At 55.9% G+C, this 13,752-nt stretch carries 25 protein-coding genes; all 25 read left to right on the forward strand.

The features are described from left to right. Positions 1 to 25 precede the first annotated feature (25 nt). The 25 genes from ABIE61_RS01630 (at position 26) to ABIE61_RS01750 (ending at position 13,656) form a co-directional block, all read left to right on the forward strand. Complete coding sequence (locus ABIE61_RS01630) at positions 26 to 484, forward strand: helix-turn-helix transcriptional regulator (protein WP_354406165.1); 459 nt, start codon at positions 26 to 28, stop codon at positions 482 to 484. Continuing rightward, positions 481 to 645 carry a hypothetical protein gene (locus ABIE61_RS01635; protein ID WP_354406167.1) on the forward strand — a complete coding sequence of 55 codons (165 nt, stop codon included), beginning with the start codon at positions 481 to 483 and terminating at the stop codon, positions 643 to 645. The genes ABIE61_RS01630 and ABIE61_RS01635 overlap by 4 nt, the downstream gene beginning before the upstream one ends. After that, on the forward strand, positions 645 to 947 hold the full coding sequence (locus tag ABIE61_RS01640) for a hypothetical protein (RefSeq protein WP_354406169.1): 303 nt from the start codon (positions 645 to 647) through the stop codon (positions 945 to 947). The genes ABIE61_RS01635 and ABIE61_RS01640 overlap by 1 nt, the downstream gene beginning before the upstream one ends. Then, the gene (locus tag ABIE61_RS01645; RefSeq protein ID WP_354406170.1) at positions 944 to 1,177 is read left to right on the forward strand and encodes a hypothetical protein; all 234 of its coding nucleotides are present in this window, start codon (positions 944 to 946) and stop codon (positions 1,175 to 1,177) included. The genes ABIE61_RS01640 and ABIE61_RS01645 overlap by 4 nt, the downstream gene beginning before the upstream one ends. Beyond that, positions 1,174 to 2,055: a PD-(D/E)XK nuclease-like domain-containing protein gene (locus ABIE61_RS01650; protein WP_354406172.1), complete on the forward strand. Its 882-nt coding sequence runs from the start codon at positions 1,174 to 1,176 to the stop codon at positions 2,053 to 2,055. The genes ABIE61_RS01645 and ABIE61_RS01650 overlap by 4 nt, the downstream gene beginning before the upstream one ends. Next, positions 2,052 to 3,023, forward strand: a complete 972-nt coding sequence (locus ABIE61_RS01655) for a RecT family recombinase (RefSeq protein WP_354406173.1) — start codon at positions 2,052 to 2,054, stop codon at positions 3,021 to 3,023. The genes ABIE61_RS01650 and ABIE61_RS01655 overlap by 4 nt, the downstream gene beginning before the upstream one ends. Beyond that, positions 3,020 to 4,132: a DUF1351 domain-containing protein gene (locus tag ABIE61_RS01660; protein ID WP_354406174.1), complete on the forward strand. Its 1,113-nt coding sequence runs from the start codon at positions 3,020 to 3,022 to the stop codon at positions 4,130 to 4,132. Before ABIE61_RS01655 ends, ABIE61_RS01660 begins: the two co-directional genes overlap by 4 nt. A 24-nt stretch (positions 4,133 to 4,156) precedes the next feature. Continuing rightward, positions 4,157 to 4,621, forward strand: a complete 465-nt coding sequence (locus ABIE61_RS01665) for a hypothetical protein (RefSeq protein WP_354406176.1) — start codon at positions 4,157 to 4,159, stop codon at positions 4,619 to 4,621. A 16-nt stretch (positions 4,622 to 4,637) separates the two neighbouring features. Beyond that, entirely contained in the window at positions 4,638 to 4,796 is a 159-nt protein-coding gene (locus ABIE61_RS01670; protein ID WP_354406178.1) for a DNA translocase FtsK, read from the forward strand. Positions 4,797 to 4,866: 70 nt separating this feature from the next. Then, entirely contained in the window at positions 4,867 to 5,070 is a 204-nt protein-coding gene (locus tag ABIE61_RS01675) for a hypothetical protein (RefSeq protein ID WP_354406180.1), read from the forward strand. Further along, positions 5,067 to 6,836, forward strand: a complete 1,770-nt coding sequence (locus ABIE61_RS01680) for a DNA cytosine methyltransferase (protein WP_354406182.1) — start codon at positions 5,067 to 5,069, stop codon at positions 6,834 to 6,836. The genes ABIE61_RS01675 and ABIE61_RS01680 overlap by 4 nt, the downstream gene beginning before the upstream one ends. Next, entirely contained in the window at positions 6,833 to 7,021 is a 189-nt protein-coding gene (locus ABIE61_RS01685) for a hypothetical protein (RefSeq protein WP_354406183.1), read from the forward strand. The genes ABIE61_RS01680 and ABIE61_RS01685 overlap by 4 nt, the downstream gene beginning before the upstream one ends. After that, a complete protein-coding gene (locus ABIE61_RS01690) occupies positions 7,005 to 7,400 on the forward strand; it encodes a hypothetical protein (RefSeq protein ID WP_354406184.1) in 396 nt (131 codons plus the stop codon). The genes ABIE61_RS01685 and ABIE61_RS01690 overlap by 17 nt, the downstream gene beginning before the upstream one ends. After that, a complete protein-coding gene (locus ABIE61_RS01695) occupies positions 7,390 to 7,713 on the forward strand; it encodes a hypothetical protein (protein WP_354406186.1) in 324 nt (107 codons plus the stop codon). The genes ABIE61_RS01690 and ABIE61_RS01695 overlap by 11 nt, the downstream gene beginning before the upstream one ends. Continuing rightward, complete coding sequence (locus ABIE61_RS01700; RefSeq protein ID WP_354406188.1) at positions 7,706 to 8,164, forward strand: hypothetical protein; 459 nt, start codon at positions 7,706 to 7,708, stop codon at positions 8,162 to 8,164. The genes ABIE61_RS01695 and ABIE61_RS01700 overlap by 8 nt, the downstream gene beginning before the upstream one ends. Further along, on the forward strand, positions 8,157 to 8,729 hold the full coding sequence (locus ABIE61_RS01705) for a hypothetical protein (protein ID WP_354406190.1): 573 nt from the start codon (positions 8,157 to 8,159) through the stop codon (positions 8,727 to 8,729). Before ABIE61_RS01700 ends, ABIE61_RS01705 begins: the two co-directional genes overlap by 8 nt. Next, the gene (locus ABIE61_RS01710; RefSeq protein ID WP_354406192.1) at positions 8,726 to 9,205 is read left to right on the forward strand and encodes a hypothetical protein; all 480 of its coding nucleotides are present in this window, start codon (positions 8,726 to 8,728) and stop codon (positions 9,203 to 9,205) included. Before ABIE61_RS01705 ends, ABIE61_RS01710 begins: the two co-directional genes overlap by 4 nt. Beyond that, on the forward strand, positions 9,202 to 9,633 hold the full coding sequence (locus ABIE61_RS01715) for a hypothetical protein (RefSeq protein ID WP_354406194.1): 432 nt from the start codon (positions 9,202 to 9,204) through the stop codon (positions 9,631 to 9,633). The genes ABIE61_RS01710 and ABIE61_RS01715 overlap by 4 nt, the downstream gene beginning before the upstream one ends. After that, a complete protein-coding gene (locus ABIE61_RS01720) occupies positions 9,630 to 9,971 on the forward strand; it encodes a hypothetical protein (RefSeq protein ID WP_354406195.1) in 342 nt (113 codons plus the stop codon). Before ABIE61_RS01715 ends, ABIE61_RS01720 begins: the two co-directional genes overlap by 4 nt. A gap of 288 nt (positions 9,972 to 10,259) precedes the next feature. Beyond that, on the forward strand, positions 10,260 to 10,391 hold the full coding sequence (locus ABIE61_RS01725; protein ID WP_354406197.1) for a hypothetical protein: 132 nt from the start codon (positions 10,260 to 10,262) through the stop codon (positions 10,389 to 10,391). A gap of 253 nt (positions 10,392 to 10,644) precedes the next feature. Beyond that, a complete protein-coding gene (locus ABIE61_RS01730; RefSeq protein WP_354406199.1) occupies positions 10,645 to 10,818 on the forward strand; it encodes a hypothetical protein in 174 nt (57 codons plus the stop codon). Positions 10,819 to 11,235: 417 nt separating this feature from the next. Then, entirely contained in the window at positions 11,236 to 11,469 is a 234-nt protein-coding gene (locus tag ABIE61_RS01735; protein ID WP_354406201.1) for a phosphopantetheine-binding protein, read from the forward strand. A gap of 553 nt (positions 11,470 to 12,022) precedes the next feature. Continuing rightward, complete coding sequence (locus ABIE61_RS01740; protein WP_354406202.1) at positions 12,023 to 12,289, forward strand: hypothetical protein; 267 nt, start codon at positions 12,023 to 12,025, stop codon at positions 12,287 to 12,289. 24 nt (positions 12,290 to 12,313) lie between these two features. Continuing rightward, positions 12,314 to 12,520, forward strand: coding sequence for a hypothetical protein (locus ABIE61_RS01745; RefSeq protein WP_354406204.1), 207 nt, complete (start codon positions 12,314 to 12,316; stop codon positions 12,518 to 12,520). Continuing rightward, positions 12,517 to 13,656 carry a phage integrase Arm DNA-binding domain-containing protein gene (locus ABIE61_RS01750; RefSeq protein ID WP_354406205.1) on the forward strand — a complete coding sequence of 380 codons (1,140 nt, stop codon included), beginning with the start codon at positions 12,517 to 12,519 and terminating at the stop codon, positions 13,654 to 13,656. Before ABIE61_RS01745 ends, ABIE61_RS01750 begins: the two co-directional genes overlap by 4 nt. Positions 13,657 to 13,752 lie beyond the last annotated feature (96 nt).

The raw sequence follows: 13,752 nt of genomic DNA on the forward strand, positions 1-13,752 counted from the left end.
AAGACAACACATCGGAGCACCCACCATGATCACACGCACCGAACACGGCTACGCCCTCGGCCACTGGGAGGGCATCCCAACCCTGCTGGAGTCAGGCCGCAAGCTGACGCCGGGTGAAGTCCGTGCAGCCGTGTGCCGGGCCAATGGCCTCAATGCTGCCGATGCCGGCAGAGAGCTGCACTGCTCGAAGAACACCGTCTACCAGTACTGGCAGGCCCTGTACTTCAAGCTCGACTGCAGTGACGTGGTGGTGGCGATCAACAAGATGATCGAAGTCGGCGCCCTGCACCGCCTGCAGCTGCTGCTGATCGTTGTGGCGCTGTTCGGTGCCGCGGGGTCCGGCAATGACGATGTACTACGCCCACGTGCCCAGGCACGCATCACCGCCCGAACTGGCCGCACCCGCCGTGACGAGCTGTGCGAGATCGGCAGCGGCCCGGACGGACTGGTGCCATCAACCACTCATCTGGGTGTACTGGCATGAGCACTATCGAAGCGGTGTTCCAGTTGTATCTGATGCTGGTGGGTTTGATCAGCATATTCGTCGCGGGCTGGGTAATGGTCACTGCTGGCTTCTGCCTGCGGGCTGTGTTCAAGCGCGAGCCAATACGGCCAGTTTTGAAAATGATGATGGAGGAATGGTGATGCTGGACAGCACCGAAAAACATGCAGCTGAGGCCGTGGAGCTTGTACCCAACCCGGCCTGCAAGCCCCGGCCAATAACTGATACCGAGCTGCTCGATAAAGCCATGAGCAAGATGAAGGTGATTGCGGACGAGAACTATCGCTTACGTTCAGCCATCAAGGCGGTTGCTTCAGCCAACGAAAGCAACTTCAACGCAACATTGGCCACCGCCATCGAGCTGGCAACAGCGCCAGTGCCCTACACGCTGGCTGATTTTCTGCCTGCGCTACGCCACCCCCGTTCAATCAAGGAGCCCTCATGAAAACGCTGACCCTATACGCCTATACCTGGGCAATCGGTGATACCGAAACCGTGAGCTACCGAGTATTCCCGATTGAACCGGACGAAATCCGGCTGGGCATGATCCCGCTGGCTGAGATCGAAGTGGATATTTCTCAGCCCGATCCAGTGGCACTGGCGGCCGCCAAGAAGCGTGGCGTTGCACTGTTCCTGGCTGCACAGAAGATCCGCGAACTGGAGCAAGCAGCATGAATGCGCCGGCCAACCCTTTCGATCTGCAGCTGCAGCCGAACGACGCACCAGTGATCCACGGCCCTGGCTTCTTTACCGGCCTGAGCAATGCCGAATACCACTCTGGCCCCGGCATCAGCAAGAGCGGTCTGGACCTGGTCGCGCACTGCCCCTCCTCCCTGCCCTGGTCAAAAGCGGCCCCAGTGGATGAGGTGAAGACCAAAGCGCTGGACTTCGGTACCGCCCTGCACTGCTTGCTTCTGGAGCCGCACGAATTCGACAAGCAATTCATCGTGTCACCAGAGTTCAACCGCCGCACCAATGACGGCAAGGCCGAGTGGGAAGCGTTCCAGGTTGAGCATGACGACAAGATCATCATGACTGCCGACGAGTGGCGTCAGCTGCAGATCATGCTCGACAGCGTTCAGGCCCACCCGACAGCCCGCTGGATCTTCGAACAGCAGGGCATGAACGAGGCGTCCATCTACTGGACCGATGAGCAGACCGGCGAGCTGTGCCGGGTGCGTCCTGACCGCATCCTGATCGACCACCACATCATCGTGGATGTGAAGAAAGTAGATGGGCTGGACCGGTTCGAGAAACACGTTGAAGAGTTTCGCTACCACGTCCAGCACGCCATGTACTGCGAGGGCTACAAGCAGCATTTCGGCGTGGAGCCGCAGCTCCTGTTCCTGGCGGTCAGCTCCAGCGTCAGCGCCGGTCGCTACGCCGTGGATGTTGTTGATCTCGATCCTGACTGGGTGCGCCGCGGCCATGAGCTGTACCGCGAAGCCCTCGAAACCTATCACCAGTGCCGCGTTAACGATGACTGGGTACACATCCGCCGCCTGGAACGTCCGGGCTGGGCGGTTCGCAATGATGAACGGAGACTTTCATGAACCAGAACACCATGCAGGCCTACCAGCAGCCACAGGCCGTTGCTGACTACCAGCCAGACATGCAGGCCCCTTACGCCACGCACACGGCCAATATGCTGATGTCGCCCCAGATCATGGGCCAGATCCAGAAGTTTGCCGAAGTGATGTCCACTGGCCGCTCCACCGTGCCCAAGCACCTGCAAGGCAGCATGGGCGATTGCATGGCGGTGACCATGCAGGCTGCACAGTGGGGCATGAACCCATTCGCTGTGGCGCAGAAGACGCATCTGGTCAACGGCACTCTGGGTTATGAGGCGCAGCTGGTCAATGCGGTGATCAGCTCTTCCCGCGCCATTCAGGGCCGCTTCAAGTACGAGTACGGCGGTGACTGGCTGAATGAGTCCAAGAAGAATGCCTGGGTGCGTACCGGCGCCGTGTTGGCCGGTGAAACCGATATAACTTGGGGCGAGCCGGTGTACCTGCACACCATCACCACCAAGAACAGCCCGCTGTGGAAGACCAACCCCAAGCAGCAGGCCGCATACCTGGCGGTGAAATATTGGGCGCGCATGTACTGCCCTGACGTGATATTGGGCGTCTACACGCCAGACGAGCTGCACGATCGCACCCCGGTTGAGCGTGAAATCAACCCAGTCGAAACCGGCACTCAGGCTTCATCGCTCAAGAACCGGGTGAACAAGACCCGCACGCCGATCGATGCAGAACCAGCACTGGTGCAGCAACCCACCCAAGAGCCTCAGCAAGGCATGCCGGACTTTGGTGAGCCCCAGCAGCAACCAGCTCAGGACTACTCCAGCGCGATTCAGACCATGATCGATGGCGTGAAGGAATGTACCAGCATTGAAGAGCTCAGCCAGTGGGGACAGGACATCGGTGAGTTTGCCGAAGACCACCCGGAAGTTGACCTGATTGAAGTGAAGCGGGCCTACCAGGCCAAGAAAAATGCCCTGACTGGAGAACACGCATGAACGCACCCGTAACCGAAACCGAAACCACTGCACTGATCAGTGTCGACGCCACTCCCGCTACTGTTGCCTTCAACTATGAAGAAGTTCGCGCTTGGGTGGAAAGCAGTTTAGAGAAATACGATGTCATCGTAACGACTGACACACTACCCAGCTCCAAGAAGCTGGCCACAGAACTAAACAAGATCATTGCCGAGCTCAGCAAGCGCCGTCGAGAAGTTGTTGAGCTGGCCACAGTGTCCATCCGCCAGTTCGAAGGCGAGGTCAAGTCTCTGGAAGCCATGTGCAAAGATGGCCGCAAGCGCATTCTGGACCAGGTCAAAGTGTTTGAAGACGAGGAGCGAGCCAAAGCCAAAACGGCACTGGAGCAAGCCCGGTCTGCAATGTGGAATGAGCAGAATGTTGATGATGAATTCCGGCGCGCACAGGTTGATGATCTGGTTAACCTCAGCACCCTGACCAAGACCGGTAAACTGTCAGCCAAGCCCAAGCAGGAGCTGACAATCCGCGTCAACGCTGATCGCAACCTGCAGCAGCAGACCCAGATCCGCCTGCACCTGCTGGAGAACGACAGCTACCGCGCCGGACTGGCAGCACCGCTGACGCGGGCGCACGTTGAAAACTTCCTTTTTGCCTCTGACGAAGAGTATGGCCAGCGCCTGCAAACCATGATCGCCTCCGAGCTGGAGCGCCAGAAGGTGGCCGAAGAACGCAGCCGCAAGCGATTCGAAGAAGAGCAGCGCCGTGCCGAAGAGGTCCAACAGCGCAAGGCTGACGCAGACCGCCGCCGAGTGGAGGCGGAACAGCAGGCCCAGCAGCAGACGGCACAGCCTGAACCTCAATCGTCAGCGCCTCAGCAATACGCAAACAAACCTGCCTATCAAGCCGAACCGGCATCTGTTGTATCCGCATCGACATCGGTTGCGCAAAGGCATGCCTACGGTCCACTGGATAACCCGGCCGCAGCCGCCATCGCCAAATGCACTCAGGCAGAAGCTGAGACACAGGCCATCCAGCTGTCAGCCAATGCCATGACAGAAGCATTCGGTATCTGGGTACCGGGTGAACTGATCGCCATCGCCTATGGCGGTGCCATTTTCCGCAAGCAGTAATCATCAACAGACAGGAATGATCTCATGAACTCTGCAGCCATGATCGATTTTGATGAAACCGTATTCAGCACATCCGCCCACACCATGCACACCGACCTGATGGGCGTGGTGATCAACACCTGCAAGGCCCTGCCGAACGTCTGGCAGAAGATGAACGAGGAGCAGCAACAGGACTTCATCGACTCCATTGATCGTCAAATCAAGGAGCTGGTGACCAGCTGCGTGAAAACCATCGCTGCGGATGACCGTCCGTTCGTGCTGGCCAAAGTTGACCAGGTGGTATTCAAGGGCGGCATCGAAGCCAAGCTGAAGATTGAGCGTGACGCTCACCAGGAAGGCGCACCCAGTGGTGCGCATGAGCTGGCCGACAACACCGGCGAAAATGGTGATGATCATCCTGCCGGGTCTGGGCGGCTACACAGCATCAGAAAGCGACAAGCCAACCGCCCAGGAAGACCAGCCGGACCTGCTCGATTCTGCCTCCGATGATCTCTATGACGAAGCCGTGGCCTTTGCTACCGAAACCGGAACCATCTCGATCTCTGCCCTGCAGCGTGAACTGAAGGTTGGTTACAACCGCGCCGCGCGGCTGGTCGACATCATGGAGCATGCCGGTGTGGTAGGCCCTCTGGACAACAGCGGACGCCGGAAAGTACTGGGCTGATGCCCTGCCCGACTTGTATTGACGGCATCTGCAGCAGCAGGTGCCTCACTCAGCAACAAGGAGAAATGACATGGCAGACGAAGCCGATATCGCCAACGACTACGCCGAGCAGCAGCTCAAGCATTCACTGCAGAACCTGCAGGCCAACACTACACCGCGCCCAATCCCGGACGGCTGCTGCCACTGGTGCGCCGATGAACTTGATGGCGCTCGACTGTTCTGCGGCCCCGAGTGCGCGCAGCGGTATGAGCACAACATGAGGATGCGGGGATGAATGCCATCAACACCCACTTCACCACCCAGTACGGCCTGCCGCTCAGCGAATACGACGATTATATCAACGTTGATCTGTTCGCCGGTGGCGGTGGCGCAAGCACCGGCCTGGAAATGGGGCTTGAGCGTCCGATACATATCGCCATCAACCACAACCCAAACGCAATCAGCATGCACAAGGTAAACCACCCGGGTTGCCTGCACTTTGAAACCGATGTGTGGGACGTGGACCCTGTCATGGTGCTCGCGGGCCGTCGCGTTGGCTGGTTTCATGCCTCGCCAGACTGTACGCACCACAGCCAAGCAGCTGGAGGGCAGCCTCGTAAGAAGGAGATCCGGGATTTGTCATGGGTGGTCCTGAAGTGGGCCGGCATTGTCCGTCCTCGAGTTATTAGTTTGGAGAACGTGAAGCAAATCAGGCAGTGGGGACCACTCGTTGCCAAGCGCTGCAAGCAGACAGGACGGGTTGTGACGCTGGAAGCGATTAAGTGCCCCGATACTGGTCGATCCATTCACCGAGTTGCTGAGCCTGGTGAGCGCGTCCCTCGTGATAACCAGTATCTGGTACCGGACAAGAAGCGGTCTGGACGTACATGGAGACGTTTCATTGGTCAGCTGCAAGCGCTTGGTTATGATGTTGAGCATGAATTGCTGAGAGCCTGCGACTACGGTGCCGGAACAACCCGGCAGCGGCTGTTCATGGTCGCCCGCTGCGACGGTGGGCCGATTATTTGGCCAGAGCCTACCCACTCTAAGAAGCCAACCAAACAACAGCAGCGTGAGCGTGTAGCGGCCGACTTCATAGACTGGAGTATTCCGTGTCCATCCATTTTCTTGACGAAGAACGAAGGTAAAGAGTTTGGCGTGAAGCGTCCGTTGGCGGATGCCACGCTGCGCCGTATCGCAAAGGGGATTAAACGCGAGGTACTCGATAGAGCTCAGCCGTTCATCGTGCCAATTGCCAACTGGTCCAGTGACTCAGTGCAGCCGGTAGAGCAGCCGTTGAACACGATTACCAGTTGGCCAAAGGGTGGGGCATTTGCTGTCTGCTCTCCCGTGCTCACTCCATTCTATGGCGGGGTGACGAAAGGAAATCGCGCACATAGTATTTTTAACCCTCTCCGTACCCAGACAACTGAAAACCGGTTTGCCCTGGCTACTGCATTCCTCGCTCAGGCCAATGGTGGATACAACACAACTCACAGCAAGCCGCTGACCGAGCCTGTAACGACGATCACGAATACAGGGAGTCAACAGCAGCTTGTGACTGCGTTCCTATCGCGTCAGTTCGGTACCGGGATCAGTTCGAGCATTGACGAGCCGGCACCCACTGTCATGGCGTCAGGTGGTGGCGGGAAGTCAGCGCTGGTCGAGCTCAAATTATCACCCGAGGATGAAGCTGGCGCTTTGCGTTGCGCTGCGTTCCTGATGCGGTATTACGCCAGTGGCGGGCAATGGGGTGACCTGCGAGAGCCGCTGCACACGCTGACCACGAAAGACCGTATTGCGCTGGTGACTGTGTGGGTGAGTGGTTCGCCTTATGTCATCGTTGATATCGGCTTGCGCATGCTGCAACCGCATGAGCTGTATGCGGCCCAAGGATTCCCCAGCAATTACATCATCAACCGTGGGCACGACGGTCGCATTTTCACCAAGGCGCAGCAGGTTCATATGTGTGGTAACTCTGTGAGCCCTCCGCCCATGGCGGCTATTGCCAAGGCAAATAACCCCTACCGCGTCGAGATTGCACAAGGAGTAGCAGCATGACCCAGATAAGCCATATCCCAAAGGGCGGCATGTGCGCCCAGTGCCAGCACTGCCTCACCGACTGCAGCTGGCGAGACTTTGAATCCATGCCGCCACTGGCAGCGAAACACGACCGCGGCGAAGAACTGACCATTGTTAAATGCACAGGGTTTGAGAGGAGAGAGGACGATGAACATCGTGACTGAAATCGCCAGCATGCGTGGCGTCCTGGAAGACCTAAAGAAGCGCATAGGCACCCGTCAGGCAGAAGGCATAACCGACATGGATCCTTTAATTGCTCGGTTGATTGGTCGAAAGGTTGAGTTGGAGCGTGCGCTGGTGGTGATTGAGCCGATGCGGGCTGAGCTGGAGCGGCTGCGCGATGCGCTGGCTTACGGCAAGGCGCTGTGCATGGAGCATGATGCAGAGGTGATTGAGCTGCTCGCTGGAGAGCTGGCAATTATCGCTCGCTCGGATAGCAGTCGTCTTGAGTATCAGAGCGGCTACCTCGCAGCAGTAAATGACTGCTTTGTTAAGGCCCGACAACTCCACAAACAAGCCAAGGAGCAAAACCATGCATCGTGAACAGATCAAAGAACTGGCCCTGACCAACGGATTCAAGCTCAAGCAGCAGTCGGACGGCAGCGAAGACCTGACCCCGTATGTGTATGGGTTCGCCAAAGCATTGGCTGCAAAGGCTGTAATGGATTTCGCAGCAACCCCGGTCGGCGCATACGAAGCCGGGTTTGTTGATACGCCCCACCTGACTATCGCACAGCTATATCAGGTTGCCCGCCACCATGTCCGCGACAACTACGGCGTTGAAACCAAGTCACTGGCTGAAGAAATGGGAGAAGACTTTGCCCGGGAGTGCGCGGGAGGTGCTGGGGATGAGTGACACAGAATACACCGAAGGCATCTGCGAGGACGGCGCTGCTATCCTGCGCGACGGCCAGCCGATGACCGTTGAAGAGATACTGGATGCGCTGCGGGATCGAGAGCAGCTGCAGGCCGAGGTGGAACGCCTGACGGATACCAACAAACGATTCGGAGAGATCATCCACAACCAGGTTGTAGCCAATCAAGCTGCATGGATTCAATGGCAGCGAGGCCAAGGCGCTGAGGCTGCAATGGTATGGATACATAACGGCCTAGCTGGTCCCGGCCTTATCCCTGATGAAAGCGAGCCGTGGTCAGATGATCCCCAAGCCTACTACGACGCCAACCAAGCAGACCCCCTCCCTGTTTGCCCATGCGGCCGCCCATCGAATCAACTCTGGATGGGGTATGGCGCATGCTGTCATGAGCACATGAAAGAGATCCAGCAGAAGGAGCAAGCCAATGAGTGACCTGATTGCAGAGCTGCACGCACTGGCACAGCGCATGGCAGCAGCCGGAGAAACAGACGAGCCGACTACTGTGGCGCTGGCAGCTGAGGAAATTGAGCGACTTCAGGCCGATGTAGAAAAACTTACGCGCCGTAACGGGCTGATTATCGAAGAGGCCGAACGAGAGGACCAGCACAACCGCCAGCTTCGGATCGAACGATTCCGCCAGTTTGGAAATGAGGACTGCTGGATATACGGCGGCGACGATCATGACAATCTGGAAACACTGGTCTGTCCTGTGGTCATGCAGCCGCAGCAGCTGATCGAGATCCTGCAAGAGCGCGATCAGTTGAAGGCTATTTTGCAGGACGTTAATACCTCCGACTATCGGTTCAGTGTTGAACAGCTCTCCGTCCACGATGCCGAGGTGATTCAGCGGTTCAAGAAATCCGCACTTGAAACGGCCGGCCTGTCAGCTGGCTGTGTCCAGCTGGCCGCGCCTGAAGAGGTCCATCGAACATGGGTGCAGTTTGCTGATCACTACATCGACCAGCTCCACCAACAAGCCAAGGAGGTAAAGTCGTGAACCTACGCATCCTGAAGAAGCTCTCCAAGCGCGCAGCCCCTATACTGAAGGTGCTTAAATCACACGGTGAAATCTTCATTGCTGATGATGAATGTTACACCAGCAGCACCCGGCATGATCAGAAGCACATGGAGCGACACGCTGCGCGATACCCTACTTGGGGATTACGCGGAGCCAGGTATTACATGCCAAGACATGGCTTGAGACATGTCGCTCTATGGCAGCCGAGTAATGTTTGGCCGGGCACTGCAATGATTGGCGCCAAGTGCGGTTATGAAGAGCCTGAGTGGGAAGAAGAGGATGCTTGGAGCGCCCTGCGCTCAAATGTATACAGCCACTTCACCGACATCATTCATACCCCGTCCGCCGACGATTTTGGAGGCTACGAGTTCCGCCGAACCCGCAAGCTGAACAGTCCTACTCAGATATTAAAAGCCGCTCAGGATATCGCTATTGCCAAGGGGATGCAGTCGTGACAAGCCGAAAAGTAACCGAGTTTGACTTGCGGATGCCTGAGTTCCGCGATGCCAAGCTGGACGACCTGGAGTTTCGCGCAGACGGCAAAATCGTTCGAAAGGATCGCTGGGAGCGTGGAATCTTCCGAATTGCGAACATGGTTGGCTGCAACAGCCGGGACGGGTTTGAGATCGATGAGGTTGTCGAAAATGTACGTCTGCTCGTCAAGGCACAGGTGGACTGGATGCCTGTCATTGATACCGAAAGTGAAGATATCCCTACCAGTGAAGGCGCTCTTGATATTGAACTGTTTTGCGGAAGCGTACTGAATTGCGTCACTTTTGAGCCTGGCGTCATCGACCGCTGGATTTGGGGTGACGTCATAACATACACCAACACCCAAGTGAAGAACTGGCGTTTACATATAGCCAAGGAGGTGCAGTCGTGACCAGAGATGAAGCACGGACGGCGTTCGATAAAGCTGGACTAAAGTACGCCGACTTGACCCGCAATAACCTGCAGCAGCTCCGCAATCTGATCAATCAGGAGATGGTCGAATCGAGCCTGATTCGAGATTCACTCCGGTGCAAGCAGCGCCCTATTTTCAAGCCTGACAATAAACGCGGCATATGGGCAACCATCCGTTGCAAGGCGTTTTACTTCGATGATCGTGAGGCGGTGAGCTTCAACCCAGATGGCTTTATCGGCTTCGCTGGCTGGGCTGATGAGAGAAACGTACAGCCTATCCTGAATGGCTTTTGCAAATGGGTGGAGATGCAACCATGACAGGCAACAAATTCTTCCGCGCCCTGCCCTACATCGCGATCGTGATTGTTGTAGCGGTGGTGTTCGGTGTCGGGTATGGGATTTATCAGTGGGTGGCGGGATGAGCATTCTCAGCAGAATAACCGGACGCAGGTATCACTATCTTGTTCGGTTCCGGTACCGACCTCATCGCGGCAGTGATAGCCAGTACGCCGATCATGTGATGACCATCTGGATAGACGATCAGCGGCTTATCAACGATCAAAGAACGCTCAAGCAAACTTGCTGGAGCATTGAGGAGCTTCCGTTATGGATGCGGAAAAACGGAACTCTGCAGATCGAGCAGATCAATTATCTCGGCTGGTTCAAGCCGAAGAAGGTAGCGAGGGGGTAGAGCCGTTGTTATCTGCCGAAGGTGAAATGTGGAGAACAGGATATTGAAAGCGATCGGATGGCTGCTCATTGCATTTGGGGTCTTGGTTGTAATTTTCCGGCGAGTTGCCGGGATTGATTTGACCGAAGGGCAGCTATTTGTGCAAGACCTGCCCTGGTGGATCTTGGTCGCTGGCTGCGTGATTGGAGGGGCTGCGATCATCAACAATGCACAAGGCAGATAACCCCGCACTAAATGGCCCGCATCGCGGGTCCAATTTGAGAGCCGTTGTTAAGCGGCCAATGATTATGGAGCGACGGCATGGCAACCGTTTTTGAAATAGTTGAAAAGCTGCGAGCTGGTGAAGAGGTTGTTATTCACAATAAATATCGAGGCATCGTGATGCAACAAATGACAGATCACGAGATTGGTGATATTCGCGTGAACTTTACCCCTTTAGACAAGCACCACACCAAGATGACCTTGGCTGCATAACCCCCTATTAACCGGCCCGGACACCGGGTCCGGGTTTAATTTGTTGTTAGGAGTACGCTGATGGAATACCACCAGACTATGTGGGCTGAAATGTCTCCGGACGTTTATTCCGGTGAAAATTGTGACCAGGTACGGCCTCGTTGGAACGCCCACGCTGACGGCGATATGGACTCTGATTATATAGAGGCGTTAACAATCGATGCCAAGCATTTCCCGCCAGGGACGAAGATACAAATTCTCGAACCGTGTTGCCCAAAATGCGGGCAGATACCGGAGCTGTGCCGGGGTGATGATGGATGTGATTTTAACTGGGATGAATGGGTACTGGGTAAGTACTCCTAACCCATAAGCACACCGGCCCTGGTACAGGGTCCGCGTGGTGCGAGTTGTTAGGCGAGTTAATACAGAGGAATCACGATGAATATTGAAGAGAAGATTATCAAAATAATCACCGAGCAGCTTGGGATGCGTGACGGTGACGTAAATGCAGACTCAACCCACGAAAGCCTCGGCATGGATTCGCTAGATGATATTGAGGTCATTATGGCAATCGAGGAGGCGTTCGGTTTGGAAGTCGATGATCGTGAATTGGAGAAGCTGCTGTCGGTCCAGGCTGTCACCAGATACGTTACTAATGCGCTAAACGCCTAACCATTGGCTTTGTGGCCGGCAAATGAGGACTTGAATATGGAGCACAACGTTTTGAAAGAACAGCAGAAATACGACCCAGACTACGGCCGGTCCACGCGGAGCGAAGCGGAGCAACAACAGCCCGTTGTTAGTGGTACTCAGTTTTATAAGCAGTGCATCGATTGCGGAAAGTTCGTACCGAAAAGCATGTGGATACCGAAAAGCCACCCGACATATAAAGGCGCGATGTGCCTGGATTGCCTGAGCGGATATGACGGGCCAGAGTACCACTAACACCGCAATTATGAGGTATACCCGAAGAGGTACAGCATGAAGAAATCAAAACATGCCCTGGCCTGTGCCGGGGCAATGACAGCACCAATGGCCACCCGAGCCGATGCGGTGCTCTATGGCCCCGGGCTGATCACGATTGATGACCCGGACATGCGAAAAATAGAACGCCAGCTGCACTGGGGACGGGTTGAATCAGCCACTCAGGCGCACGGGCCGCAGCCAGTACCTTCAACATACTGGGACTGGCGAGCGGTGTCACGGCAGATTAATCGGAGGCCCCATGCCGGAAGAACAGCAGATCGACCTATTCGCCCCACCGATCGCACTTGAAGCGGCCCGACAACTGCCGGAGTGGTTTCACATCCAGCGGCTGGCTGATGCCCTCGGGTACGAATCGCACTTCGACAGCAGCTTTAAGCACACCTGGTACCGCGACGTACTGCCCCACCTGGAAGAGCGCGAAATATACCCGGGTAGCCGCTGGCCGGGGCCGGAATATCGAGGGTTTTTTAACGAATACCGGCTGACATGTGCGCCAGCTGTATAGAAATACATCATAGAGAGGACATATATGATGACCATCCGAAAGCGGAAAATGTCAATCGATCAATACCTGGAGCGCGAGTTTACGCCAGAGGCGCGCCCCACCCAGAAAACCGTAATAAACTGGATCAAAAGCGGCAAGCTGGACGGCGTTAAATTTGTAGGTAAGTGGTACGTCTACGAGACGCTGACAGAGGCCGATCTTATGGTGGAACGTGTACTGAGGTCAGCATGAATAGGCCCCGCAACAAACGCAATAAAGACATGCCGCCCAACCTCTACGCCGACCGTAAAGCCGGCGCAGTCTATTACCGGTACAAGCACCCACACACCGGAAAATCGCACGGCATGGGTGCAGACCGCACGCAGGCGATACTGGCAGCGCAGCAGCTCAACAGCATGCTGATGATTGAAGTATCTCTGGTTGATCGAGTGCTGGGCAAGACAGCGCTGTTTTCGGCATGGCTGGATAAATACGAGAAGATCCGCAAGGACGAGAAGAACCTGGCCGAAAAGACAGATAAGCAGCTCACGTATGACTGCACTCTGATGAAGAGCAAGCTCGGGCACCTGCCTGTGATCGATATCACCGTCTATCACTGCGCCGAGTTTCTGGATCAGTGGCTGGCAGAAGGCAAGCGCCGTATGGCATCGCGCATGCGTAGCCAGCTGATCAAGTGCTTCGACTACGCCATTGCTCATGGCCTTGCCGATGAGAACCCTGCTACCAAGACTCTTCCGATTAATGCCAAGGTGCAGCGTAACCGGCTCACCAAAGCCCAGTTCGATGCAATCTATGAACTGGCGCCAGCACACATCCAGAACGCGATGATGCTCGGCCTCATCACTCTACAGCGCCGCGAAGACATTGCCGCCATGCAGTTCAAGGATATCCGTGACGGCGTGCTGTACGTGAAGCAGCAGAAAACATCACGGGCCAAGAAGGGTCAACGTACCGACTCAATCAACGAGGCCGCGCATCTTGCAATACAGGTCACACCGCAGCTGGCAGAAATCATTGGGCGCTGCCGAAAAACCAATATTGTCAGTCGCTACCTGATACATCATCTTCACGGTCGCAAATCGTCAGGTGTTACCAACGTAGCGATCACGCCGGGCATGCCTCTGCAGCCTGACAACATCACAAGGGGATTTGCCAGCGCACGAAACCGCAGCGGGCTGTTCGATGACCTCCCGCAGAAGCAACGCCCAACCTTCCACGAAATACGCTCACTGGGCGCCCACCTCTACCGCGATCAGGGTATCGATCCGCAGGCCCTCCTTGGACACACAGACGCCAAGATGACCAAGCATTATCTGGACGGTCACGGCATAGAATGGACGGTTGTATCTGCCGATCTGGCGATTTAAGGCGCTTTTAGTTTTTCGAATTTATTGCGAAAGTTTTGAGAAAATCGAAAAAGCGCCTTTTACTTCAATGTGTTATATGTTTGTTCGTGTATTGCC

The sequence above is a fragment of the Marinobacterium sp. MBR-111 genome (assembly GCF_040547585.1).
GTDB classification, from domain to species: domain Bacteria; phylum Pseudomonadota; class Gammaproteobacteria; order Pseudomonadales; family Balneatricaceae; genus Marinobacterium; species Marinobacterium iners.

Bases quoted from the DNA above. Each gene is read 5' to 3' on its own strand.
- ABIE61_RS01630 (WP_354406165.1), top strand. From the start codon at position 26: ATGATCACACGCACCGAACACGGCTACGCCCTCGGCCACTGGGAGGGC.
- ABIE61_RS01635 (WP_354406167.1), top strand. From the start codon at position 481: ATGAGCACTATCGAAGCGGTGTTCCAGTTGTATCTGATGCTGGTGGGT.
- ABIE61_RS01640 (WP_354406169.1), top strand. From the start codon at position 645: ATGCTGGACAGCACCGAAAAACATGCAGCTGAGGCCGTGGAGCTTGTA.
- ABIE61_RS01645 (WP_354406170.1), top strand. From the start codon at position 944: ATGAAAACGCTGACCCTATACGCCTATACCTGGGCAATCGGTGATACC.
- ABIE61_RS01650 (WP_354406172.1), top strand. From the start codon at position 1,174: ATGAATGCGCCGGCCAACCCTTTCGATCTGCAGCTGCAGCCGAACGAC.
- ABIE61_RS01655 (WP_354406173.1), top strand. From the start codon at position 2,052: ATGAACCAGAACACCATGCAGGCCTACCAGCAGCCACAGGCCGTTGCT.
- ABIE61_RS01660 (WP_354406174.1), top strand. From the start codon at position 3,020: ATGAACGCACCCGTAACCGAAACCGAAACCACTGCACTGATCAGTGTC.
- ABIE61_RS01665 (WP_354406176.1), top strand. From the start codon at position 4,157: ATGAACTCTGCAGCCATGATCGATTTTGATGAAACCGTATTCAGCACA.
- ABIE61_RS01675 (WP_354406180.1), top strand. From the start codon at position 4,867: ATGGCAGACGAAGCCGATATCGCCAACGACTACGCCGAGCAGCAGCTC.
- ABIE61_RS01680 (WP_354406182.1), top strand. From the start codon at position 5,067: ATGAATGCCATCAACACCCACTTCACCACCCAGTACGGCCTGCCGCTC.
- ABIE61_RS01685 (WP_354406183.1), top strand. From the start codon at position 6,833: ATGACCCAGATAAGCCATATCCCAAAGGGCGGCATGTGCGCCCAGTGC.
- ABIE61_RS01690 (WP_354406184.1), top strand. From the start codon at position 7,005: ATGAACATCGTGACTGAAATCGCCAGCATGCGTGGCGTCCTGGAAGAC.
- ABIE61_RS01695 (WP_354406186.1), top strand. From the start codon at position 7,390: ATGCATCGTGAACAGATCAAAGAACTGGCCCTGACCAACGGATTCAAG.
- ABIE61_RS01700 (WP_354406188.1), top strand. From the start codon at position 7,706: ATGAGTGACACAGAATACACCGAAGGCATCTGCGAGGACGGCGCTGCT.
- ABIE61_RS01705 (WP_354406190.1), top strand. From the start codon at position 8,157: ATGAGTGACCTGATTGCAGAGCTGCACGCACTGGCACAGCGCATGGCA.
- ABIE61_RS01725 (WP_354406197.1), top strand. From the start codon at position 10,260: ATGGATGCGGAAAAACGGAACTCTGCAGATCGAGCAGATCAATTATCT.
- ABIE61_RS01730 (WP_354406199.1), top strand. From the start codon at position 10,645: ATGGCAACCGTTTTTGAAATAGTTGAAAAGCTGCGAGCTGGTGAAGAG.
- ABIE61_RS01735 (WP_354406201.1), top strand. From the start codon at position 11,236: ATGAATATTGAAGAGAAGATTATCAAAATAATCACCGAGCAGCTTGGG.
- ABIE61_RS01740 (WP_354406202.1), top strand. From the start codon at position 12,023: ATGCCGGAAGAACAGCAGATCGACCTATTCGCCCCACCGATCGCACTT.
- ABIE61_RS01745 (WP_354406204.1), top strand. From the start codon at position 12,314: ATGATGACCATCCGAAAGCGGAAAATGTCAATCGATCAATACCTGGAG.
- ABIE61_RS01750 (WP_354406205.1), top strand. From the start codon at position 12,517: ATGAATAGGCCCCGCAACAAACGCAATAAAGACATGCCGCCCAACCTC.